24 protein-coding genes, 1 tRNA gene and 1 CRISPR repeat array are annotated in these 24,006 nt (G+C 34.2%); of the genes, 7 read left to right on the top strand and 18 right to left on the bottom strand.

Annotated elements, in window-relative coordinates:
* The first annotated feature begins 122 nt into the window (after window positions 1-122).
* On the top strand, window positions 123-584 hold the full coding sequence (locus FC86_RS01990; RefSeq protein WP_056974355.1) for a hypothetical protein: 462 nt from the start codon (window positions 123-125) through the stop codon (window positions 582-584).
* Here the strand turns inward: FC86_RS01990 and FC86_RS01985 are convergent.
* The 4 genes from FC86_RS01985 to recX all read right to left on the bottom strand — a co-directional run bounded on the left by FC86_RS01985 (window position 574) and on the right by recX (window position 3,444).
* Window positions 574-1,080: a hypothetical protein gene (locus FC86_RS01985; RefSeq protein WP_056974354.1), complete on the bottom strand. Its 507-nt coding sequence runs from the start codon at window positions 1,078-1,080 to the stop codon at window positions 574-576. The two genes, FC86_RS01990 and FC86_RS01985, sit on opposite strands and share 11 nt — an antisense overlap.
* Window positions 1,081-1,100: 20 nt before the next feature.
* Complete coding sequence (locus tag FC86_RS01980) at window positions 1,101-1,919, bottom strand: DNA/RNA non-specific endonuclease (protein ID WP_056974353.1); 819 nt, start codon at window positions 1,917-1,919, stop codon at window positions 1,101-1,103.
* A 71-nt stretch (window positions 1,920-1,990) separates the two neighbouring features.
* Window positions 1,991-2,560 (bottom strand): nucleoside tri-diphosphate phosphatase, encoded by a 570-nt coding sequence (gene ntdP, locus FC86_RS01975; RefSeq protein ID WP_082618826.1) that lies wholly within the window; start codon window positions 2,558-2,560, stop codon window positions 1,991-1,993.
* A 68-nt stretch (window positions 2,561-2,628) separates the two neighbouring features.
* Complete coding sequence (gene recX / locus FC86_RS01970) at window positions 2,629-3,444, bottom strand: recombination regulator RecX (protein ID WP_056974351.1); 816 nt, start codon at window positions 3,442-3,444, stop codon at window positions 2,629-2,631.
* Between the two features lie 78 nt (window positions 3,445-3,522).
* Between recX and rlmD the strand changes: the two genes are divergently transcribed.
* On the top strand, window positions 3,523-4,899 hold the full coding sequence (gene rlmD / locus FC86_RS01965; RefSeq protein ID WP_056974350.1) for a 23S rRNA (uracil(1939)-C(5))-methyltransferase RlmD: 1,377 nt from the start codon (window positions 3,523-3,525) through the stop codon (window positions 4,897-4,899).
* Between the two features lie 40 nt (window positions 4,900-4,939).
* Here the strand turns inward: rlmD and FC86_RS01960 are convergent, their stop codons facing one another.
* Genes FC86_RS01960 through FC86_RS01950 form a run of 3 tightly spaced genes read right to left on the bottom strand, consistent with a single transcriptional unit; the run spans window position 4,940 to window position 8,347 of the window.
* Window positions 4,940-5,926: a D-2-hydroxyacid dehydrogenase gene (locus tag FC86_RS01960; RefSeq protein WP_056974349.1), complete on the bottom strand. Its 987-nt coding sequence runs from the start codon at window positions 5,924-5,926 to the stop codon at window positions 4,940-4,942.
* A 2-nt stretch (window positions 5,927-5,928) separates the two neighbouring features.
* Window positions 5,929-7,107, bottom strand: coding sequence for a hydroxymethylglutaryl-CoA synthase (locus tag FC86_RS01955; RefSeq protein WP_056974348.1), 1,179 nt, complete (start codon window positions 7,105-7,107; stop codon window positions 5,929-5,931).
* A gap of 1 nt (window position 7,108) precedes the next feature.
* Window positions 7,109-8,347, bottom strand: a complete 1,239-nt coding sequence (locus FC86_RS01950; RefSeq protein ID WP_082618825.1) for a hydroxymethylglutaryl-CoA reductase, degradative — start codon at window positions 8,345-8,347, stop codon at window positions 7,109-7,111.
* 41 nt (window positions 8,348-8,388) lie between these two features.
* On the opposite strand from FC86_RS01950, the gene FC86_RS01945 reads away from it, so the two are divergent.
* Window positions 8,389-8,679 carry a hypothetical protein gene (locus FC86_RS01945; protein ID WP_056974347.1) on the top strand — a complete coding sequence of 97 codons (291 nt, stop codon included), beginning with the start codon at window positions 8,389-8,391 and terminating at the stop codon, window positions 8,677-8,679.
* On the opposite strand, the gene galU is transcribed toward FC86_RS01945, so the two are convergent.
* The 3 genes from galU to map are packed head-to-tail and all read right to left on the bottom strand — an operon-like array spanning window position 8,676 to window position 11,385.
* Window positions 8,676-9,575: a UTP--glucose-1-phosphate uridylyltransferase GalU gene (galU, locus tag FC86_RS01940; protein ID WP_056974346.1), complete on the bottom strand. Its 900-nt coding sequence runs from the start codon at window positions 9,573-9,575 to the stop codon at window positions 8,676-8,678. The genes FC86_RS01945 and galU overlap by 4 nt on opposite strands.
* A gap of 11 nt (window positions 9,576-9,586) precedes the next feature.
* Window positions 9,587-10,582 (bottom strand): YihY/virulence factor BrkB family protein, encoded by a 996-nt coding sequence (locus FC86_RS01935; RefSeq protein WP_056974345.1) that lies wholly within the window; start codon window positions 10,580-10,582, stop codon window positions 9,587-9,589.
* Window positions 10,582-11,385 carry a type I methionyl aminopeptidase gene (gene map / locus FC86_RS01930; RefSeq protein WP_056974344.1) on the bottom strand — a complete coding sequence of 268 codons (804 nt, stop codon included), beginning with the start codon at window positions 11,383-11,385 and terminating at the stop codon, window positions 10,582-10,584. The genes FC86_RS01935 and map overlap by 1 nt, the downstream gene beginning before the upstream one ends.
* A gap of 188 nt (window positions 11,386-11,573) precedes the next feature.
* On the opposite strand from map, the gene FC86_RS01925 reads away from it, so the two are divergent.
* A complete protein-coding gene (locus FC86_RS01925; protein ID WP_082618824.1) occupies window positions 11,574-12,032 on the top strand; it encodes a flavodoxin in 459 nt (152 codons plus the stop codon).
* A gap of 33 nt (window positions 12,033-12,065) precedes the next feature.
* Here the strand turns inward: FC86_RS01925 and wecB are convergent, their stop codons facing one another.
* Window positions 12,066-13,196 (bottom strand): non-hydrolyzing UDP-N-acetylglucosamine 2-epimerase, encoded by a 1,131-nt coding sequence (gene wecB / locus FC86_RS01920; RefSeq protein ID WP_056974406.1) that lies wholly within the window; start codon window positions 13,194-13,196, stop codon window positions 12,066-12,068.
* Window positions 13,197-13,347: 151 nt separating this feature from the next.
* Here wecB and FC86_RS01915 point away from each other — a divergent pair, with 151 nt between their 5' ends.
* Entirely contained in the window at window positions 13,348-14,586 is a 1,239-nt protein-coding gene (locus tag FC86_RS01915) for an aminopeptidase (protein WP_056974342.1), read from the top strand.
* Between the two features lie 209 nt (window positions 14,587-14,795).
* On the opposite strand, the gene FC86_RS01910 is transcribed toward FC86_RS01915, so the two are convergent.
* From FC86_RS01910 to FC86_RS01900, 3 genes are all read right to left on the bottom strand, one after another.
* Window positions 14,796-14,869, bottom strand: a tRNA-Arg gene (locus FC86_RS01910).
* Between the two features lie 42 nt (window positions 14,870-14,911).
* Window positions 14,912-16,207: a PTS transporter subunit EIIC gene (locus FC86_RS01905; protein WP_056974341.1), complete on the bottom strand. Its 1,296-nt coding sequence runs from the start codon at window positions 16,205-16,207 to the stop codon at window positions 14,912-14,914.
* Window positions 16,191-17,495: a DEAD/DEAH box helicase gene (locus FC86_RS01900; RefSeq protein WP_056974340.1), complete on the bottom strand. Its 1,305-nt coding sequence runs from the start codon at window positions 17,493-17,495 to the stop codon at window positions 16,191-16,193. Before FC86_RS01900 ends, FC86_RS01905 begins: the two co-directional genes overlap by 17 nt.
* A 196-nt stretch (window positions 17,496-17,691) precedes the next feature.
* On the opposite strand from FC86_RS01900, the gene FC86_RS01895 reads away from it, so the two are divergent.
* Together FC86_RS01895 and FC86_RS01890 are read left to right on the top strand one after the other, a co-directional pair.
* A complete protein-coding gene (locus tag FC86_RS01895; RefSeq protein WP_056974339.1) occupies window positions 17,692-19,014 on the top strand; it encodes an APC family permease in 1,323 nt (440 codons plus the stop codon).
* Between the two features lie 56 nt (window positions 19,015-19,070).
* Complete coding sequence (locus FC86_RS01890) at window positions 19,071-20,375, top strand: APC family permease (protein WP_201779562.1); 1,305 nt, start codon at window positions 19,071-19,073, stop codon at window positions 20,373-20,375.
* Between the two features lie 8 nt (window positions 20,376-20,383).
* Here the strand turns inward: FC86_RS01890 and FC86_RS01885 are convergent, their stop codons facing one another.
* The 4 genes from FC86_RS01885 to cas1 all read right to left on the bottom strand — a co-directional run bounded on the left by FC86_RS01885 (window position 20,384) and on the right by cas1 (window position 23,987).
* Entirely contained in the window at window positions 20,384-21,421 is a 1,038-nt protein-coding gene (locus tag FC86_RS01885) for an endonuclease/exonuclease/phosphatase family protein (RefSeq protein WP_056974337.1), read from the bottom strand.
* Window positions 21,422-21,587: 166 nt separating this feature from the next.
* A CRISPR array of direct repeats spans window positions 21,588-21,954; the repeat unit is 36 nt; unit sequence GGTATTAACCTTATTGATTTGACATACTTCTAAAAC.
* 176 nt (window positions 21,955-22,130) lie between these two features.
* A complete protein-coding gene (csn2, locus tag FC86_RS01880; RefSeq protein ID WP_056974336.1) occupies window positions 22,131-22,799 on the bottom strand; it encodes a type II-A CRISPR-associated protein Csn2 in 669 nt (222 codons plus the stop codon).
* Window positions 22,796-23,101: a CRISPR-associated endonuclease Cas2 gene (cas2, locus tag FC86_RS01875; protein WP_056974405.1), complete on the bottom strand. Its 306-nt coding sequence runs from the start codon at window positions 23,099-23,101 to the stop codon at window positions 22,796-22,798. The genes csn2 and cas2 overlap by 4 nt, the downstream gene beginning before the upstream one ends.
* Before the next feature lie 4 nt (window positions 23,102-23,105).
* On the bottom strand, window positions 23,106-23,987 hold the full coding sequence (cas1, locus tag FC86_RS01870; protein ID WP_056974335.1) for a type II CRISPR-associated endonuclease Cas1: 882 nt from the start codon (window positions 23,985-23,987) through the stop codon (window positions 23,106-23,108).
* Window positions 23,988-24,006 lie beyond the last annotated feature (19 nt).

The raw sequence follows: 24,006 nt of genomic DNA, 5'->3' as shown, positions 1-24,006 counted from the left end.
ATATTAATTTATATTATATCACATCATTAAAACACACGATGGGTCTAGCTAAATAATTCCATTTACCTTTTTATTGAAAAAAGGTACGATTAAGTAAATCACAACAAAAAGGATGTCGACATATGAAGAAATACCGCGTATTTTTTGTCTTTTTATTATTACTGTTTATACCTTACATTTGCAGTTTAGCTTTAATTGCGACTGCTTATAACGCCTTAGTCTTACATGCTGACGATATTTTCAGAACCTTAATCGGCGCATTAACTGGTGGGTTTATCTTATACGCTATGAAGGCAACTATTCAACGACCACTTGATTTGATTGGCGATCAAATTAGGCAACCATTTTTAAAACAATTCGTCCGCTTTTTCAGCATTCAAAGACGTCTTAAATTTAAAATTGCTAATTTGCTCCTAGATATCGTCTTAAGTGGTATTGCTACAATCTTGATTCGCGTACTCATTGATAAAAGTATTATTATGAATCAACTTGCTGGATACTTTTTAATTATCATGTTCTTTTCAACAGCTCTAGGTGCATATGTTGAGTATGATCACTTATCCGTTGACTCGCCTAATCATTAACGTTATCAATCACATTACTTAAATAAATTGAAGTCAACTTAGTTAAGGCGTTACTTGCATCCCCCACATAACGTTGTAAAAGATAAGGCTGTTCACTTAATCCAAGATTAGCAGGTATTTCAATACCTGCTTTTTTTGCGCTTGCAAAAGCTTGATTCACTTCAAAGTTTAGTGGCGTATGGAATTGATAACCAGAAATTTCTTGACTCATTGTGGCCACTGTTGATTCAGGTAAGTCATAACTCATTAACCCTTTAGGTAATTCAGCTAACTCTCCTTCATAAACAAGTCCTTGCCAGTACATATAGTTTTCCGGACCAAATACAACTAAACTTGATCGGTTTTTGGGTAGTTGGTTGTTTTCATCTAATTGATTCAGTACTTGGCTATCTTCTAGCTCTTGAAATTGACTATAAAAACTGCCATTTGCTTCAATCATTGAGGGCATTGATACTTTACCAATAAATTTTAATTGTTTTTGTTGTTGTTTTTCCATTTGTTAAAACTCCTTTTTAATTAGTTCTTCAAAGCACCCGTTTGATAATCAATCGTGTAACCTTCTTGAACGTTAAAAATATAAATATTAAATTGAATCTCTTTGTCTTCAACTGATTCAGCACGCATCCACATTCCGCGTGCTACTTTTTCATCACCACGATAAACGGGTTGAACATAGTATAAGATATGGTGCCCTGTTGATCTTAAATATTGTGCCATTTTATTCTCGTAGAAAGTCATCCCTGGATCATTAAGCGAACGCGTTCCTGTCATTAAGTTATTCAAATTATTATTTTGTCCCGTAAATTGGTACCCAATCAAGTGAGCACGGTTATATAACCAGCCTTCTTTACCGTTGATTGTAATTCGTTTGTTAATGTAACCGGTTGGATTAACCGTCAAACGTTCTCTTTGTTCGGTTGGCATCAATGATTTATGTAGCATGGCTGTTGCGTATGTTGCACGTTTTAAATTGTCTAATGGTGCATAATACTGAAATGGTTTTTGGCCAAGTTCATCCGCTGTGAACCCTGGATTATTATCATCAACAGCAATAATTTGTGTGCCATTATAAGATAATTGCGCCAGTTCTTGCGCTTTTTGAGTAGTTGAAGCAGATTGTTGGGTCTGATACTGACTGTTTGCATTTTGTGACTCTGAAGAACTACTTGAGGATTGCTTAGAACTACTTTGTTTACTTGAAGATTGCAAACTAGAGTTTTGCTGATTTTGCTGATTTTGATTTTTATCTTTGTTTGTACCAAAGAAAGCAAAGAAAATAATAAGCACAGCAACAATTACAGTTACCAATACCTTTTGCTGATTTTGATTTTTCATAATGACATATAACATCCTTATCTATTTTTATTTTTAACGCAAAAAAGGCACCGAACAGGTGCCCCTAGCGACTATATCTTATTCTTTGAGTTACGTGACTTTTTATTGTTTTTTGGTACTAATTCATGATAACGCTTATACCAAATATCCACATAGTCTTTTGAAAAAGGACCTTTTTGTTCATTAATCCAGTCAATTAGCTCGTGTGTACTATGACGTAAAATACGGTCTATCTCTTCAGGATAGTTCCATTTTTCAGCATGTGCTGCATACTCATCAACGTCTAGTAAACGCTTTTCGCCATCTGGAAAAATCTTGATATCCAGGTCATAATCTATATATTTTAGGGCTTCTTTATCTAAAACAAATGGACTAGCCAAATTACAATAATAAGCAACACCTGTATCACGAATCATTGCCACAATGTTAAACCAGTAATGCTTATGAAAATAAACCAATGCAGGCTCGCGAGTTACCCAACGCCGACCATCAGATTCAGTCACTAGCGTATGGTCGTTACAGCCAATAATTGAATGTTCACTGGTTTTAAGTACCATTGTGTCTCGCCATGTTCGGTGAAAACTCCCATCATGTTTATAACTTTGAATTGCAATATAGTCACCTTCCTTAGGAAGCTGCATGTTCATCCCATCTTTCAAAGTTATTTTAACAGTTTAAGTATATCAAATAACAGCTCAAATGACGACAGTTAATATTGTGCAAGTTCGTTTAAATCAATGACTTCACCCGCTATAAACTGGTCGACTTGTTCAAACGTGAATCCTTTCGTCACTAGCAACCGTTTGATTTTTTGGTTACGTTCAGACTCTGGATAGCGACGAAATTTTTTATAAGCTTTAATCCCTTGACTTGTCAACGCACTTAACTGATCACTTTCACTACTTTTAACTTCTATTCTTTGCATCAGCTTTGCAATAATGTCGCCCGTAAACCCTCGTGCCATCAATTTTTGCCTAATCTTAGTCTCAATTTGGCGAACAGATTGTTTTTCAGTTTGACGCAATAAACTTGAGATTGTTCGCATTGCCACTTGTTCCCAATCTTCAAAGTTCACCTCAACTAATTGTTGATCACAAATTTCTGAGCTCACCCCTTTTTGGTTGAGCTTTTGCGTAATCTTATAGGGGCCATCTTTTTTCAGACGTAAGCTTTCGGTAATAAAAGCTTTTACATACAGTTCATCATTTAAGTAACCCATTTCTTGTAATCGTGTCACAACTTGTTGACTGACGTCTTCTGTATAGGCTTTTTTTGCTAAATATTGCTCGATTTCTGCAACACTTCGCATTTTATAACTTAAAAAATTCAGTGCTGCTTGCTCTGCTTTTGAGTAAACTTGAGCTGATTTTATTGTTTCAACTTGTTCTTTGGTTAATTCTTTATCTTTTGCTAATTCAAATTGAATTAAAACCTGTTCAGTTACAGAAAAGGCATAACTTTCATCTAAAAAAATGTTATAATATCCAGGTCGTTTTTGTGTTGAGATTTTGGTAATGGTTGGCATAAGTGTTTGTCCTTTCGTTAACTTTAATCCGACAATATAAAAATAGTCTATTGTAGAAAAGAAAGTTTTAGGTGAATTATGAAAACTATTAAAAATAATAATACCTTAGTTGGTAAAGAAGCAATGATTACCATTAAACGAATGGGAATCAATGGTGAAGGAATCGGCTTTTATAAGAAAAAAATTATTTTTGTTCCTCAAGCCATCACAGATGAAGTTGTTATCGTTGAAATTACAGAAGAACAACGTAATTACCTTCGTGGTGAATTAATTCGTGTTAAAGAAAAAAGCCCTAACCGTGTGTCGTTTCCAAAGGGAGTTAATCCGGCTGTCGGTGGTCTTGAGCTTGCCCATTTAAACTACGCAAGCCAACTTGACTTTAAACGAGATGTTTTTCGTCAAGCTCTTGAAAAATATAGTCCTCAAGATTATACCAATTACGACCTTAGACCCACAATTGGTTCAAAACAAGAATGGCATTATCGTACTAAAGCACAGTACCAGCTGGGCTTTGAAAAAGGAAAAGTTATAGCTGGCCTTTATCAATCAAATTCACATGATTTGGTTGACCTTCCTTTTATGCCAACTCAAAGTGAATTATCGCAAGATACCATTCGTAAAATAGTTAAATTAATTGAAGAACTTTCTATTTTTATTTTTAACCCTCGCAACAAAAAACCAGGAATCAAAACCTTAGCCGTTAGAAATTCTTATGCAACTAAAGAAATTCAAGTGACCTTTATCACCTCACAAGAAAAGATTAAAGGCCTAGATAAATTAGCTGATAAAGTTGCTAAACTACCTAATGTCGTCTCAGTTATGCAAAATATTAATGATCAAGATACTTCACTGATTTGGGGAAGAGAGACAAAGCTACTAGAAGGCAGACGTACAATTACCGAAAAAATTAAAGATAAAGAATTTATTTTATCGCCTCAAGCTTTCTTCCAGCTAAACCCTCCACAAACCGAAGTTCTCTATGATCATGCCTTGCAAGCACTTGATTTAAACGAAGACGATGTACTGGTTGATGCTTATAGTGGGGTTGGAACACTGGGAATTAGTGCTGCTGATAAAGTTAAGCGTGTTTATGGAATGGAAATTATCAAAGATGCCGTTAAAGATGCTAACTATAATGTTGAACTAAATAAATTAGATAATGTTAGTTACCAAACTGGTAAAGCTGAGGCCATTTTACCACATATGGTTAAACGTGGAACCTTCTTTAACAGCTTGATTGTTGACCCTCCTCGTAGTGGATTATCACAAAATGTTTTACAAGCCATCTTGAAAGTTAAACCTCAAAAATTTGTTTACATCTCATGTAACGCTTCAACACTAGCTAAAGACCTCATCACATTAACTCGTGAATATAAAGTGGAATTCATCCAATCTATTGACATGTTCCCACAAACACCTAAAGTGGAAGCAGTTGTTAAATTAGTTAAGAAATAAGAAAAAGCTTTCAGAATTATCTGAAAGCTTTTTTGTTTGTTTAAAATTTAACTTCGTTTTCTGGATTTTGACCTTGTGAAAATTGATAAGCACTATCTAGTGATTGATGTACCATATTATGAACAGCAATATCAGTATGGTAAGCAATATGGGGAGTTAAAATCACATTATCCATTGATTTAAGTGTTTGATAATCAGAATCTTGATTGTCGTGCCCCTGTGCCATAGCTTTACCCAATTCATCTTCGTTTTCAAAAGTATCTAAAGCTGCACCGGCTAAACGCCTCTCTTTTAAAGCATTAATTAAAGCACGTGTTTCAACAATCATTCCTCTAGCAGCATTGACTAAGTACGCACTTGGTTTCATTAAACTGATATTCTTTTCGTTGATTAGATGTTCAGTTGCGGGCATCCCTGGCAAATGAAGTGTCAAAACATCAGATTGTTTCAACAAGTCATTTAAATCATCAACATAGTCAATACCTGGCTGATGGAAAGCAGGATCATAAGCAACAACTTTTGCTCCCATACCTTGTAAGATATCAACAACACGTTTACCAATACGACCTGTCCCAACAACTCCAATCGTTTGAGCAGAGAGTTCTTTTCCAACTAGAGCAACCGCTTCTTTCAATTCACCGTCTTCGACATATTGAATAACTTTTCGAGTTTGTCTCAATAATTGCATCATACTTGAAACAGCAAATTCTGCAATGGCATTAGGTGAATAAGCAGGAACATTAGAAATGCGGATGTTATTAGCTTTAGCTGCTTCTTTATCAACATTATCAGTTCCAACGTTTCTCAATGATAAACTTTTAATTCCCATTTGACTCATTTTATCAAATACTTCTTTTGGATAGGCTTGAGTTTGTAAAGCGACAATGCCATCAGCACCTTGTGCTTGTTCAACGGTATCTGCTGTTAGTAATTCAGCTGTTGTTTTAACTTGAACATTGTTTTGTTGACTCCAAGAAATGACGTATTCTTTTTCTTCTGGACGCATCCCGTAAAACATAAACATCATAATTAAGCTCCTTTAACTTTATACTGTCTTAAATGATCTTTGACTCCTGCAAAATAAACTTCTCCATCAGAAACTACCGCTTCAGGCATTAGCTCATAATCGTCTGTTCGGATTTTGCCACATTCAGTGTAAATGGCTTCATACTCATCAATTGATAATAGTTGACGCGATGTTATAAAATCAGCCATTTGATTGGCTGATAATTGATTTTGATAACCATTTACTAAATGTCCTGCAAAAAACTCTGCTACAGAACCCGAACCATAACTGTACAAACCAATCAAATCACCCGATTTTAAGTTCTTATGGTGTAATAAGCTTACCAAACTTAAGTACAATGAACCAGTATAAAGATTACCAATTTGACGACAATATTTAGCGCTTTCTTCAAAATGACGTGATAATCTCGTTTGTGTTTTATCACTTTGCCCCTCTACTGCCAAACGTTGTGCTTTAATTCCCATTTTTGTAAATGGCAAATGATATGTTAATGCTTCAAAATCCGCAACTTTTAAGTTGGTTTGTTTTAAGTAATCATTGAAAGTATGCGTGAAAAACTCCAGATATTTCTCTGTAGAATATTTTCCATCCACAAAGGCTGTGGCACTATAGTTTGGACGCCAGAAATCATTGACATCATCACTGTATGAAGCAGATTGCGGCAAAAATTCAAGAATACGTGGATGCTCGCTAATTAACATTGCAACAGCCCCCGCACCCTGAGTCACTTCACCACCACTATTAAGACCATAACGGGAAATATCTGAGGCAATGACTAGAGCAGTTTTTCCAGGGTGAGACTTGACGTAGTCTTGTGCTGTCATAATACCAGCTGTAGCACCAAAACAAGCTTCTTTTATTTCAAACGCTCGCATTTCATTAGGTAAATTTAAAATTGACTTGATAAATAAAGCAGAGGCTTTTGATTGGTCAATGCCGCTTTCAGTTCCAACAATTAATAAACCTATTTTACTAGTATCAACTTTTGATAAAAATACTCGTGCGGCATTTGCTCCCATCGACACAATATCAGTTGTTGGATTAGGAACCGCCATTTGATCTTGCCCAATTCCAATCGTAAATTTATTTGGATCAACTTGTCGTCTTTTAGCTAATTCAGTTGTTTCTATATATTGTGCTGGCGTATAAACTCCGATTTGATCAATTCCTACTGCTGTCATTTCAGTTCCTCATTTCTTTCAGTAATTGCTTAGCGTAATCTTGCTGATAATTTTTATCTTGTTGCATTTTTTCAATTAGCTTTGGTATTTGAGACTCAGAAGCTCCCAAACTCAATAACATATTCTGCAGTTGTAACTTCATATGGCCTTTTTGAATGCCGTCTGTAGTCAAGGCATATAGTGCAGCTAAATTATTAGCTAAGCCAACACCGGCAATTATTTCGCTAAGTTGTTCAGCTGATGGATTGGCCATTAAGTCATAATTATTTTTGATAAGTTGACGACTGCTAATTGACCCTCCAACTACACCGATTGGCATTGGTAATGTTATCTGACCTACAAGTTGTTGATTAATTACTTGCCACTGACTTAAAGCACTATAGTAACCTGTAGACGCAGCGTGCATGTGAACACTTGCTTCGACTGCTCTAAAGTCATTTCCTGTTGCCAGTAAAACAGCATCTACGCCATTCATAATCCCTTTATTGTGTGTAACTGCACGGTAATTATTCACTTGAGCAAAATCACTCATTCTAGCAATTTTATGTGCAATTTTCTCTCCTGATATACTGCCTTTAGTAAGCGTCTCAAAATCAATCATAGCTTTTGCAGTAACAAATTGAGCTGGTGCATTACTTAAAATTGCAAACTCACTATCCAAACCAAATTGTGTTTTCAACCGCTGAGAATATGCTTCTAAAATTGCGTTAGCTTTGTTAGCTCCCATGGCTTGAGCTGGATTGACTTTGAATCTGATTTCTAAAAATGGTTTATTTTCAGTAATCAACTCAATGGTTTCAATACCTCCACCATAATTAACCAAACTAGAAAATTGTGTCATCAAATCTTTCTTTGCTTGGTTCAAGTCGTTATCAATTTGACTTGTTTGTTGCAAGCTAACACCATCTAACACAACTTGACCATAAATACCCGTTCGATAACTTGTTGCAGTTATCCCATTTTTTAGCATTAGCTTTGCTCCATGATTAGCTGCTGCAACAACAGAAGGCTCTTCTGTTGTCATAGGCACCATATAGCTATTATTATTAACTTTTATCTCTTTTAAAACGCCCAGTGGAAAAGCTAACTGACTAATGACATTTTCACTAAAATGACTTAATTGCGTATGTGTCAGGCTATAGTCTTTAGCATATTGTTCGCTTTGAACTTGTGATATTAACTGGTGATCAACTAACCATTTTCGCCGTTCTGGTATACTTAACTTATAAAAAGGTATCATTATTCAACCCTCCATTATTTATTTATTAAGGAGATAAACTTATGCGTATTATCGATTTTTTACAATTCATACAAGACTTAGCAACGTACTTTAGTCTATATTTCAAAAGCGATGAAATTATTCTCCCAATCACATCGATTGATTATACTAAAAAGATTTGTGTTTTTTATACAAAAGAAGCAACTCATCAACCTCTTAAAAAATCTGAAATTGAAAAGTTGCTTATTCATTTTGTTGATAAAAATGCAATCATTAAAGTTTGTGATTTAGACCAAAACGAACATATCATTTATGGTCTTCGTCTGGAGCAAAACAAACTTATATTAGTCTAATTTTTCTTATCTTCAGCTTCAAGTTCTTTTGCTAAATTTTTAATATATTGACGTAATTCATCTTTTGTTTCTGGATGAGTTAATCCATAAGTTATAGATGTTTGCAGATAACCAAACTTGTTACCTACATCAAAGCGTTGTCCTTCAAAAACGTGTGCAAAAACGCGTTGGGTTTTGTTCATTGTGTCAATTGCATCTGTTAATTGAATTTCATTACCACGTCCTGGTTTTTGATTTTCTAATATATTGAAAATTTCAGGTGTTAATAAGTAACGGCCAATAATCGCAAGATCTGATGGTGCTTCTTCTACTTTTGGTTTTTCTACAAAAGATTTAACGTTGAATAGTCCTGGTCTTGATTGAACATCTGGTTCAATCACACCATACTTGCTCACTTCTTCGTGAGGAACTTTCATAACTGCAATTGTTGCCGCATGTGTTTCATTGTAGCAGTCAATCAGTTGCTTAGTTAACGGTGTATGGTCTGTCATCAAATCATCACCTAATAAAACAACAAAAGGTTCATCAGCAATAAATGACTTGGCACGGTAAATCGCATCCCCTAATCCTTTTGGGTGAGGTTGTCTAGTAAAGTAAATATTAACTCCTAGTGTTGTCACATCAGTTACAACTTTCAAAAGATCAGTCTTATGATCTTTTTCAAGTGTCAACTCTAATTCAGGAGCTGAATCAAAATGATCTTCGATTGGACGCTTGGTTTTCCCTGTCACAATCAAAATATCTTCAATACCGGAAGCCTTTGCTTCTTCAACAATAAACTGAATAGTTGGTTTGTCCACAATTGGCATCATTTCTTTGGCAATTGCTTTGGTTGCTGGTAGAAATCTTGTTCCTAAACCGGCAGCAGGAATAACCGCTTTTCTTACTTTCTTCATAAGATACCGCCTTATTTTGTTTTTTTATTCTTAAATAATTCAATTACACGGCTCGACTTATAATCGACATTACCGTGTAGTGTATGATCAATGGTTGAGTTCAATACTGCCCCCACTAAAAACACTAATGCACTAAAGTTTAACCACAACATAAAAATAATAAATGTTCCAATGATACCGTAGTTGGTTAAACTTCGACTAAAATGCTCCAAGTAAAAACTAAACCCTTGAGATAAAATACCCCAGCCAATAATTGTCAAAAATACGCCAGGCCAAATACTGCGCTTTTTGATTGAAATATTGGGTAAAAAGTAATAAAGATAACCAACAATTATCCCTAAGATAACGATAATAATCGGCCAACGATAACTGCTTATCTGATAAATTGGAGCCATTGAAAAGTTAAAAATAGGCGCCAGTAATTCTAAAATTTGTTGACCAAAAATCAACGTAAATAAAATTAAAACTAACCCTAAAATTAATGTCGCTGTTAAAGCAAATGACACAATCCTATTCACAATAGAAACCCAAAATGACTGTTCTTTAACAACATCTTGAACACGATAAACTTTATTCAAAGCAACTTTAATCGAATCAATCAATCCACTAAACGCCCATAAAGCAACCACAATCCCAAATGATAGAAACCCACCACTTGGTGGTTGAATCACTTGCTTAATAATTGGGTTTATATAAGGAACTACTTCATTTGGTAGAATTAGACTAATATATTCAACGATTGGTTCGACTGTGGCGTTAATATTAAACAAGCTTAACGTATATGCTGCTAACAATAATAATGGAAATAATGAAAATAAGGCAAAATAAGCAATCACAATCGCATTTTGATTAATTTCACCACTAGCCAGCACTTCTGATAACGTATTAAACAAGTAACTAATACGAGAATGCTTCGGTTTTTTAACACCACGTTTAATAGGTGGGCGCTTTTTTGGCTTTTGATGTGTTAAGTGTTCTTTTCGATACCCGTAAAATTCTTTTTTCATTATTTAAATAAATAATTTTTATCAAATTCTGGATCTTGTGAAGTTAAAATCTTAGGACCGTCTGCTGTAATTGCGATTGTGTGTTCATATTGTGCACATTTTGAACCATCTTCTGTAACGTAGTATACCCAATCGTCATCTGGATCATCAACAACACGACTTACCATTTCCCATGAACCTTGTGTAATCATTGGTTCGATTGTAATTGTCATACCTTCTTTTAGACGTAAACCGCGACCCTTTTTACCAAAGTGAGGAACTTCTGGTTCTTCATGCATAGTTGGTTGAATACCGTGACCAATTAATTCACGAACGTCACCATAGTTGTTTTCAACTTCGGTAAATTGTTCAATGACATGACCAATGTCGCCAATGCGGTTTCCTACTTGTGCTTGGTCAATTCCAAGATAAAGTGCTTTGTGTGCAATATCCATTAAATCTTGATCTTCTTTTGAAATTTTACCAACAGCATATGTCCAGCATGAATCACTTTCATAACCATCAAGGTTGATTGTCATATCAACAGAGACAACGTCCCCTTCTTTTAGAAAAACATCTTTACGAGGTGTTGCATGAGCAATTTCATCGTTTACACTGACACAAGTTGCGTACTTGTACCCTTCAAACCCTTTTTCAGATGGAACACCACCATTTTCAGTAATAAAATTGTCCGCAAATTCTTCGATTTCATACAATGAAATACCAGGTTTAATTAATTTTTTGATTCCTAAGTGTGTTTGTGCTAGTAATTGTCCAGATTTAGCCATTCCTTCTAATTCTCGACGTGATTTTAATGTAATCAAAATAAAACTCCTTTATATTTTAATCTTTACTATATTGAATCATATCACAATTATTATAACGTTTTTTGTTCAGTAAAAAAATACCTGTACCAAAACCTATCATAATTATCAGTTAATTAAGCCGATATTCTGTTATAATGAACTTGTCTATCCCCAGCTATTTTGACTACAAAAAGGAGGATTTTACTTTGACAACTGCTAAAATTGTCTATGCTAGCATGACCGGTAATAATGAAGAAGTTGCTTCTATTATCGATGAAAAACTTCAAGACATGGGTATCCAAACTGATATGTCTGATATTACATTTAGTGATGTGAATGAATTTTCTGAATATGATATTGCATTTATGGTCCCTTATTCTTATGGTGAAGGCGAATTACCTGATGAAGCCTTAGACTTTTACGAAGATTTACTTGAAATTGATTTAACCGATAAAATCTTTGCGGTCGCAGGTTCAGGTGATGTTTTCTACGAAGATGCTTACTGCATTACCGTTGACGACTTTACTAAAGCCTTTTTGAAAATCGGTGGTATTCAAGCTGCTGAAAGTCTAAAAATTAATTTAGCACCTGACTTAGAAGATATTGAAAATATTGAACAATTTACTGAAAAAGCGGTTAACTTCTATGAAGCTAACCACAAGTAAAAAAGCAATCAACTTAAGTTGATTGCTTTTTTGTTAGGCTTTAAAATCTTCTGGACGTTCAATTGTCTCTTTATTGAAATGATAAGTAATTGCATCAGCAATACGTTTTGAAGCAGTTCCATCGCCATATGGGTTTTGAGCTTCAGCCATTGCTTGATAAATTTCTGTGTCATTTAATAAAGTCATCATTGCAGATTTAACTTCCGTTTCGTTTGTTCCAACAAGTTTTAACGTACCTGCATCAACACCTTCTGGACGTTCTGTTGTATCACGTAAAACTAAAACGGGTTTTTGAAGAGAAGGTGCTTCTTCTTGAACCCCACCAGAATCTGTCATGATAAAATAACTTCTTTTGGCTAGATTATGAAAATCGACGACATCAAGCGGTTGAATCAAGTGAATACGATCATCATTACCCAATACTTCTTGAGCAACTTTTTGAACAGCTGGACTCAAGTGAACTGGATAAACAATTTCAACATCATCGTGTTGATCAACAACATCTTTCATGACTTTAAATACTCGACGCATAGGTTCACCTTGATTTTCACGACGGTGCATAGTTACCAAAATCATGCGTTTATCTTCGGCAATTTCGTCTAGCACACTATGATGATAATCACGTTGAACTGTTTGTTTTAATGCATCAATTGCTGTATTTCCTGTGACGAATACGTCTTCTTCTGGATGATTTTCTTGCAATAAGTTAGCTTTACTTTTGAATGTTGGCGCAAAATACATATCAGTTAACACGTCAGTTAGTTGACGGTTCATTTCTTCTGGAAATGGTGAGTATTTATTCCAAGTTCTAAGACCTGCTTCAACATGCCCCAGTACTTTTTGCTGATAAAAAGCAGATAAACTAGCTGCAAATGATGTGGTCGTATCACCGTGAACCAACACAATATCAGGCTGTTCTTCAATAATTACCTTTTCAAGATCTAGCATCACACGACTGGTAATTTGACTTAGTGTTTGCCCTGCCTTCATAATATTAAAATCGTAGTCAGGTTTTATTTTGAAAATTTCAAGCACTTGATCTAGCATTTCACGATGCTGTGCCGTCACCACTGTAATTTCTTCAAATTCTTCTGGTCTATTTTTTAATTCTAAAACAAGTGGTGCCATTTTAATTGCTTCTGGTCTTGTACCAAAAACTGTCATCACTTTTACTTTATTTCCCAATGAAATACCTCCATCAATTATCAACTTTTTTTATTGTAAGTTTTAAGTTCATTATAAGCAAAAAACAATCACAATAACACCCAAAAAACATGATAAACTTAAAGTACTATATTTTAATAAGGAGCTTTTTATGACACTTAAAAATTTTGATACTTTATTAAGCAAATACGCCGACTTAACAATTCAAACAGGTGTAGCTGTTAAACCTGGTGATACTATTGTTTTGCAAATTGCAACAAATCAACGTCAATTTGCTTATTTACTAACAGAAAAAGCCTATCAACAAGGTGCTTCAGAAGTTATTGTGAAGTGGCAAGATGAAACCCTAAACCGTTTAAACTTACTTCATGCTGATGAAGAAAGATTAACAACCTTTAGCTCTTCACAAGAAGCACAAATTAATGAATGGTTAGATAAAAAGGTTAAACGTATTTCTGTTATTTCAAATAATCCTGACGCTCTAAGTGATGTAGATCAAAATCGTCTGGCTCAGATGCAATCAACTATGACTAAAGGGATGCTTCCTATCCGTCGTGCAACTCAAAATAACGATTTGAGTTGGACAATCGTTGGTGCTGCTAGTGAAGGTTGGGCAAAACACGTTTTCCCTGATGTCTCACTCACTGAAGCTGTTGATAAACTGTGGGATGAAATTTTTAAAGCCACACGTATTTATGCTAATAATCCTATCAAAGCTTGGCAAGAACACAAAATAAACCTACGTCAAAAAGGGCAAGTCCTAAATGATAAGCAGTTTACTGCGCTCCATTACACAAGCGACATAACTGATATTACAATTGGTCTTCCTAAGAATCATATTTGGCATAGTGCTGGTGCGGTCAATCGTAACGGCGAAGAATTTATGCCGAACATGCCGACTGAAGAAGTCTTTACAGCACCTGACTTTCGTCACATTGATGGTGTTATCGCTTCAACTAAACCATTATCTTATAGCGGTCAGCTTATTGAAGGAATCAAGGTAACTTTTAAAAACGGTCAAATTACTGAAATCACAGCAGACAAAGGACAAGAAACCTTAGAACATCTCATTCAAACTGATGATGGCGCTAAATCACTAGGTGAAGTTGCTTTAGTTCCTTACTCATCACCAATTTCACAATCAAAAATCATCTTCTTCAATACTTTATTTGATGAAAATGCTTCAAATCACGTTGCGATTGGTGCAGCTTATCCATTTTCAATTGAAAATGGAACTAAAATGAGTCCAATTGAACTTCGTAAAAACGGATTAAATGTCAGTCAAACTCACGTTGATTTCATGGTAGGGTCAGATAAAATGAACATTGAAGGAATTTCAGCAGACGGCTCCCGTTTTCAAATATTCCAAAATGGAGAATGGGCATTTTAATGTGGTCATTTCCTCTATTAGTGATTACTAGCTTTTTAATTTCGCTAAGTGTATTTTGTTTTGTTTTTGCCTTTGCGACTCGAAAACATTTCAATTATGCTAAAGTTTTATTTCCACTAGCAATTATTTTCATAGTCTTAGCAATTATTGCCAGTTACTTTTTATTCAACTAAAAAATCCGTGCGGCTTAAACCGCACGGATTTTTTGATGACCCCGATCAGAATTGAACTGATGACCTACTGCTTAGGAGGCAGTTGCTCTATCCTGCTGAGCTACGAGGCCAATACTTTTTTATTATACCATTTTAAGTAAAAGTTAAAAGTATCAGATCGCACTTTTATGGTCATCATTTTCTTTTTTTATATAACTCATCCAAATTATAAAAGAAATTAAAAAATTAACTAGTATTAATGCTAATGAATTCAAATCCAAATTGGTTGCTAAAAATCCATTTAAAAATGGGGGGATAAAATTCGGCAATGCAATTTGAATAGGATCAATCCATCTTAAAGACAAAGCAAGGTAAGTTGTTATTAAACTAATAATTGGGGTTATCATAAATGGCACAAAATATCTTTTATTCAAGATTATAGGAATACCAAATAGTGTTGAACTATTAAAATTAAAAATACCTGGTGCCAATGAATATTTAGCCACACGACGCATTTCAGGTATCTTAGAAAAAAACAAGACCCCCAAAACAAAAGCTAAGGTACTACCTACACCACCAATAAATACATAAACATCTAATGTCGATTTCGTAAATAAATATTGAGGTAATTGATGATAATTAACTGCTTCAACATTAAAATTTTGAGAGGTTAGATAAAAAAATTCAGCGATAGTAATCATTAAGTTATTACCTTGAAAATTAAAATAACAATACAGCTGAATCAACACCAATATAACTAAAATCACAATAAAATTCTGACTAATTACAGCTAAATTTAATTGCAGCTCATTAAATAATTTTCTCAAACTAAGATGCAAGATTTTAGGTGTCTCTCTAAAATAAACAAACATTACAATCAGCGTTACCAAAAAAGATGTTAAATGACTCAACTTCTTATAAAACCAGGTAAACCTACCCGGCATTATACTAAGTTGAAACTGCAGTCTTGTCATCATGTTGTAAATCACGACAAAAATTGTGCTTATAAAAACAGCAAAAAACAAATTTTCAGTAGATAGATTTTGCCAGGTCACTTTAAAATTAAATGCTAAAAAGCCACTTGCTAATAAGTAAGATGATACAGCGATAATTGACCCTAGTACTGCATCATTATCGTAAAATAAAGCTAAAAAATATCCCCAAACCAAAATAAACCAAAAACTATAAATTGGAAATGTTAAAACCCACATAGCCTGATTAATTGGTCCTAGCCAAGATAAAAAATCTCTCAAAAAAGGCAAGTGAAAATAACTCAAAAATACGTTTGAAAAGTTTTGCAGCAAAATGGTCAAAGAACCTAACACTGCAACAACCATCAACACATCAAGCGTTTGTTTAAGTGCTATCAACCATCTTAAATGCTTTAAATGATCAACTAATTTAAGACTATATTTGGTGATAAAGTCTAGCTTTTTTTGAGTGGCATTACTACTAGGCTTTCTTGCCATGATAACCTTTATTTTTTTGTTGACGTTTACGATTTTTCTTAACTTTTTTCTTTGGCTTGAGCTGTTTTGATTCTGTTGGAATCTTATCTACTTTAGTTTTTAAACTCTCACGTGTTTCCTCAATATACGCATTTTTTTCTTTTGTAGATTGTTCTTCCTGCTCTTTTTTAGGTTTAGAAAAAGGTTTATCAATTGTTAAGTGGTGTCCAACTAAGTAAATTTTTTGCAATTGATCGCCTAAATTAGCCTGTTTCTTTAAATCTCGGAAATCATGATTATTTCCCATTGAAATAACCGTACCTTCTGCATCCATTCGACCAGTTCGTCCAGCTCTATGAATATACGACTCTTGAGTCTTAGGCAAATCATAGTTCACTACATATTTCAGATTTTTGATGTCCATTCCTCTAGAAGCAATGTCTGTCGCAAAAATAGCATCAATATTACCTTTTTGTAAATCAGAGATAGCGCGTTGTCTTTGCATTTTATTTTCTTTATTCGCTAAAACACCAAATTTTAATGACCGATGCGACATAGTTTGCGCAACTCTTTCTAGTGAGTCAGTACTGCTGAAAAAGACAATCGCTGAAAAATCATCTACCGATGACAGTCGTGTTAAGACATCTAACTTGTTATCGTTGCTGACTTTTAAAAAGCGATGATGAATATTATTTTTAGTAATATCAGGTCTAACGTCAACTAAAATAAAAGCATTCCCAAACACTTCCTCTGGGTTGCGCGTTGTTTCCGAATCTGTTGCTCCAAATAATAAAATTTGTGAGTCTTCTGGCATATCATCTGAGAATGATCCAATCATATCAATTGAATCAAGCACCAACAAATCATCGGCCTCATCTAGAACCAAGGCAGTTGCTTTTTCAGGTTTAATTTTATTTTCAGTTACCATATCAAACAAGCGACCTAAAGTTGCAATAACAATTTCAGGCTTTTTCTTTTTCAAGTTTTCAATTTGTCGCTTACGATTTCCACTACCAACTAAAGCCATTGTCTGAAGTCCTTGGGCCTTAGCAAAAGGTTGCAGTGCATCCCTTACTTGAACAGCCAATTCATTAGTTGGCTCTAAAATAATAATAGATTGATAATCACCAGGTGTGGCTTTTTCAATCAAAGGCAACCCGTAAGCATAAGTTTTTCCTGTCCCTGTTGGAGATAAACCGATAACAGATGCACCGTCTTTAATTGATTGATAGCTGCGACTTTGAATTTCGGTAGTTTCTGTGATTTCTTGTTCTTTTAAAATAGTTTGTATATTTTCATTATAGTTCATAGAATTAATCATCCTAATCTTTTGATTTTTTTATTGTTTTATAAGCGTTATTATATTTTCTCATATTTTTACTTGTTTGGTAAACTTTCGCTAAGATATTATCACTTTTTTATTGATTAATCATCTATCTTCCTATTTTATTTTTCTGTATAATGGAGAATTGAAAAATATTTAAATAAGAAGGTGGAATCGTTAGATGTCTAATAATTTAAAAAAGACTATGAATTTCTCACAAGCGCTCTCAACTGTGATGGGGATTGTGATTGGTGCAGGGGTATTTTTCAAAATATCTAGTGTCGCCAGTTCAACACAGTCTGCCAGTTTAACCGTATTTGTGTGGGTATTGGCTGGACTTTTGTCTATTGCAAGTGGATTGACTGTTTCAGAACTTGCAACCGCACTCCCTGTTACAGGTGGCGCAACTAAATACATTGAATATACTTACGGTAAGCCCGCTGGATTTTTATTTGGTTGGTCACAAATGGCCATTTACTTTCCAGCTAACATCGCCGCTTTAAGTATTATATTTGGTGAACAATTTGCAAGTTTGTTTGGCATTGATAAAGTATTAATAGTGCCTGTTGCATTAATTGTTTCAACATCAATAATGCTTCTTAATTTTGTTGGTAATAAAGTCTCAGGTAAATTACAAACAATTACAATGATTGCTAAACTAATTCCTATTATACTTATTATTGTCTTTGGTTTATTTAAACCGAGTCCTGTTAGTCCATCGTTATTTCCAATTACATCAGGCGAAGGTACACCTTTCTTTACTGCTTTAAGTGGCGGATTACTAGCGACAATGTTTGCTTATGATGGTTGGATTAACGTTGGTAATATGGCTGGTGAAATGAAGAATCCTAAAAAAGACCTACCTAAAGCTATTATTTTGGGACTAAGTTTAGTAACCTTGATTTATGTTTTAATTAACTATGCTTTTGTTTCAGCACTTCCTATTGATCAACTAGCCGGTAATGGGAATGCCGCCTTTGATAGTTCACGACTATTCTTTGGTGACTTTGGTGGCCGTTTGGTAACACTCGGTATCTTAGTTTCAGTATATGGCACAATTAATGGTTATACAATGACTGGTATTCGTGTTCCTTATACATTAGCTTCAACAGGTAGTCTGCCTTTTAGCGGCTATTTCAAGAAAATAAACAAATCCGGTGCACCTTATATTTCAGGATTGTTCATTTTAGCAATTACATTCATTATGATTTTCCTAGGAAGCTTTAATCTACTAACAGACATGTTAGTCTTTGTTATTTGGAGCTTTACAACGCTACTATCAATAGGTGTTATCGTTTTAAGAAAACGTGAACCAGAACTTGAACGTCCTTATAAAGTTCTGTTTTATCCTGTAATTCCAATCATTTCAATCCTTGGTGGACTATTCATTGTTGTTTCAACTTTAATCACACAATTTCAACTGTCTATTATCGGAATATTAGTTACTTTAATTGGACTACCCATTTATTTTTATCAAAAAAGAAAAAATGAAAAGTCTTCTTAATTAAGAAGACTTTTTTTAATGATTAATTTTAGGAGTTTTGTCTTATGTCACAAGAAATGAAAAAAAATCTCAAATTTTCACAAGCATTATCAACAGTTATGGGAATTGTGATTGGATCAGGTATCTTCTTTAAAATTGCCTCTATTACACAGCTAACTCAATCTACTAGCATGACCATCTTTGTATGGCTATTTGCTGGGGTTTTATCAATTGCTAGTGGCTTAACAGTAGCTGAATTAGCAACTGCACTACCTGTTACTGGGGGGCCTATTAAATATATTGAGTATACTTATGGTAAACCGCTTAGTTTTTTATATGGTTGGGCACAAATTTTAATTTATTTTCCTGCCTCTATTGCTTCATTAATGCTCGTTTTTTCCCAACAACTTACTGCACTACTAGGAATTAACCATCAATGGATTATTCCTTTGGCTGTACTTTGTTTACTTTCAGTTGCTTTGATTAACTTTATTGGTAATAAAGCATCGGGGATTTTACAAGTAGTGTCTTTGGTCATTAAGTTGATTCCTGTTGCATTAATCGTAATTGTTGGACTAATTCATGATCCAAAAGTACCCGTTGACTTGTTCCCTATTACAGCGGGTGAGAATGTGCCCTTTTTTGTAGCATTAAGTGGGGGACTACTTTCGGCAATGTATGCTTATGAAGGGTGGATTAATGTTGGTAATATTGCTGGAGAATTAAAACGACCTAGCAAAGACTTACCTAAGGCTATTATATTAGGACTAAGTTTAGTTACTGTTATCTACGTACTTATCAACTTTGCGTTTTTATCAAGTCTACCGATTGAGCAACTAGCAGGTAATCCAAATGCTGCTTTTGATAGCTCTCGTGTACTGTTTGGTAATTTAGGTGGTCGCTTGGTGACAATTGGTATTTTAGTTTCTGTTTATGGCACAATTAATGGGTTTGTAATGACAGGGATGCGTTTGCCTTATACACTCGCTCAAAGCAACCAACTACCATTCAGTCAGCATTTAAAGAAACTAAACCGTTTTGGTGTTCCTATGATTTCTGGCCTATTAATTTGTGGTATTTCTATCTTATTACTATTCTTAGGTAATTTTGACAACTTAACCAACATGTTGGTCTTTGTGATGTGGACCTTTACCACTTTAATTTCAATTGCCGTTTTAATATTGAGAAAACGCGAGCCTGAACTTGAACGCCCTTACAAGGTACTGTTCTACCCTATCATTCCGATTATTTCCATCTTGGGTGGTGGCTTCATCGTGATTGCAACCTTTATCACACAATTCCAATTATCAATTATTGGTGTCTTAGTGACTTTAACAGGTCTTCCTGTTTACTATTACTATCATCATAAAAATAAAGCTTAGGCAGTTGCCTAGGCTTTATTTTTTTGCACTTCCATAAAGATTGCCATATGGTCTGAGGTTTTTAAATCTTGAAGCTTAATATCTTTAATAGTGTACTGGTTTTTAGGTAATAAAACATGGTCTATTGGTGTTCTAAAATAACTTGGTAACTTTGAAACCGGCCACGTCCCTCTTTCAAAAACAGGTAGTGCATTGAGTCCATCTTCATGTGTGGTTATATTGGTCAACTGGCCATGCTTCATGTTGGCATTAAAATCACCAATCAAGATACTATCTGGATTTTGGTTGGCTAGTTGATTGCTGATTGTTCGTAAATCTTTTTGCCAGTAATTCATTAAATAGCCTGGAATCGGTGGTGCAGCATGTAACCCAATAATACTTGGAACATTTGCAGTTTGAGATTTCAAATTAACACTTTTAAAAGTTGGTTGTGGCATATTTTTTTGTTGCGTGAATTGAGCAAATGACTTTTTGACGATTGTCGTCACTCCTGCGACTCCTGTTGGATGATCTGAAATAAACACGTCGTACTGATTATAATTCACGTTAGCTGCCTTAAATAGTTGTTGAATTCGCTCACGAGAATCCGAACTTGACGGACGTTCATCAAACTCAGGAAGAACTGCAATATCAGTGTTATATTCGCCAAAAATAGTTTGAATATTAGCAGAACTGAGTTGATTAGCTGAATTGTATGACACTATTTTGAACGATGACTGGTTTGAATCAACCAACTGATTAGTAAAGCTCCTCTCACAACTACCCACGACTAAGACGCCTGATAATACTATCATCATTAACCACATGATAAGTGAGGGCTTTCGATTATCTTTCTTGTAGCTATTCACGCCAATCATTAATAATGCGAAGATTATGATCACAATACCAAAAAACAGTGAAAATGCATAAACCTGTGCTAGCCCTAATTGTGTTGATAAAAATTGATTCAACTCAGCTTTAGGAAAAAGTGCATAAGATAATACGATAATACTGTACAATAAGACAACTAACCCCAATAAAAGCTGTCTTTTCTTAATAGATTTCATCGTTTCTCCTCCAAAGAGAATTCATTTGAATACTAACCCTATCATGTCGGCTTTAATTTATCTTGATATGATGATGAACTTAATTGATTTTTAAATAAAAAAGAGTCAAACTTTTTTTCATAGCTCAACTCTTCTATACTCATATTCTCAATTTACTTCAATTATTCAATCTAACCTTATTGATTTGACATACTTCTAAAACCAGATTGGGTCCACATGTTAAAGCTTTTAAGGTATTAACCTTATTGATTTGACATACTTCTAAAACCGAAGGGACAAACAGCGGTGTAAGTAGCTTGGTATTAACCTTATTGATTTGACATACTTCTAAAACCCAATTAAGTTTACTGTGTTCATAATTTTAGGTATTAACCTTATTGATTTGACATACTTCTAAAACAAGTAGCCAGTAGTTCTATACTGCTTCAACGGTATTAACCTTATTGATTTGACATACTTCTAAAACGTGGTTGATCATTGACGTAGTCTTGACCTGTGGTATTAACCTTATTGATTTGACATACTTCTAAAACCATCATTTTATCATAAACATGTCATTAACCAATAAAGTTGACCTTAATCAATTACTACTAAATAAGCCTCCAAAGCTTTCTTTTTTCACAATTGAGATATTTCATTATATTTTAATAATACAAGTATGTTAGTGGCTAACTAACTTTGATTTGACCTCTTAATTATATAAATAATACTAGAAATAATCAATAAAGTCTTCATCAATATAATATTTTAGGCAGTGAGAATAGTTCATAAAATCTACTTGATGTAAATAATCAATCATCAACAAAGAAACTTGTGTTTCCTGACATAATCGCTCTACAACTATCATATCTTCCACGGTTAAAAAATGACTGGGGTTAATAACTGTAACAATTCGTTCGTCTTGACACTCAGCATGAATTTTAATATAAGTTAGCAATAATTCCAAAGGGTTAAGAAAAATAGTTGAATCAAATTTTACTTCGGCATATTTAAATAGCTTGGCATTAGTATAATCAAAATTAACTACCAAGGGTAAATCTGTCATAAATAATTTTTGCTGGATCAATTTAGTCATTTGACGATGTATCTGTTGCATCTGATTGATTTCCTCATTTGTCAGATTATCAGTAATTGTTGTAATAACTTTTTTAGTAATCTTACTCGGTATCGTCTCATAATCTATCAAGCTTCCTAACCAATCAATTTCTTTTCTGACTGTCAGCTTATCATACTCATCCGTAAACAATTTGATTTTTTCATTGCTATCTTTAAATCCTTGCACAAAATCTAAATAAACTTGGCGATTACCTGTTCCAACATACGTTATCTTCCCTTTTTTCACCTCTACTTTGTGATGAGATAAATAAGAAATAATCATAGAATAATCGTCCTTTCCGCAGAATTCCGCACATCTTTAACTGGTTGCCCTGTTATAAAATGCATATCATTATATTGCTTTTCAGTTAACATTAAGCTTTGAATCTGCCCATTTTCAGGTGCTGCTTTGGCTAATTTTTGCTCTAAATAAGTAGCCGATTTTTTATTAACACAAACACGACTATAAATAGAATACTGAATCATAATAAACCCTTCGGTTATTAACTTCTTTCTAAACTTTCGATACAGCCTTTTTTCTTCGCTTGTTTCTGTTGGCAAATCAAACATAATCATTAATCTCATAACTCTATACCTCATAACCAATCAACTCCAATTCAATAGTTGTCATCTCTTTTTTACCATTCAAAAATTTCACACAATCCATTACATATTGCGTAACTGCATTGTTCAAATACATTGAGCGGCCTTGATAACGAACTTCGGCACTTAATAACCGTACTAAGCCAAATTTAATATCTGACGTAAATTCATAGAATTTTTGATTGGATATCCAATCATCGATAATCGGTCTAAAGGGTTCAATTAAATCTGATCCAAAATTAAAATGATTATCTTCCCTATGATGATGAATACCTATTGTGGGAGTATAGCCATTTGCAACAATATTTCGATTTATCTCAGCTAGTATAATAGAATACCCGTAATTCAGTGCTGCATTGATTGGTGTCTCTTGTTTTCTTACAAAGGTTTCACCAAACAAACGAACAAAGTAAGACCGTGCTACAACAGCCTCTCTATTAGTACTATCATTACTTTTAACTGCATCAAGTTGCTTATTTAAATCTTTATATTCTAAATCGTGTGTTTTCAAATTGGTAATTTGGTTTTGAATTTTAGTTTTGACTAGTTGTGTCCATAAAGTTTCTTTTTGCCCAGTATCCCAATTAACTTGTGATGTTAACGTTGAGACCGTTTGATTGTTCGAATAATAATTGACTGTTTCGCATATTGGTTGTCCAGATGAATCAGTAAAAACTAATTTAATTTGATGCTGACTAATTTGATTAATCAATTCTGTCGTCAAAACCGCTCTTGTCGTTTGTACAATAATTAGGTAAATATCATCTATTGGAACATAATTAATATCCATCATTGTTTGGACAACCATTGAATTAGCTGAGTAAGATAACTTAGCATGTTGCGTAATAATAACACTTCTTTGTTTCATTTTTGCATCCCCCTTTAGG

Origin of the sequence: Holzapfeliella floricola DSM 23037 = JCM 16512 (assembly GCF_001436605.1) — a bacterium.
GTDB classification, from domain to species: Bacteria; Bacillota; Bacilli; order Lactobacillales; family Lactobacillaceae; genus Holzapfeliella; species Holzapfeliella floricola.
The sequence above is the reverse complement of the archived record's forward strand: the minus strand, read 5'-3'. Positions and strand labels throughout refer to the sequence as shown.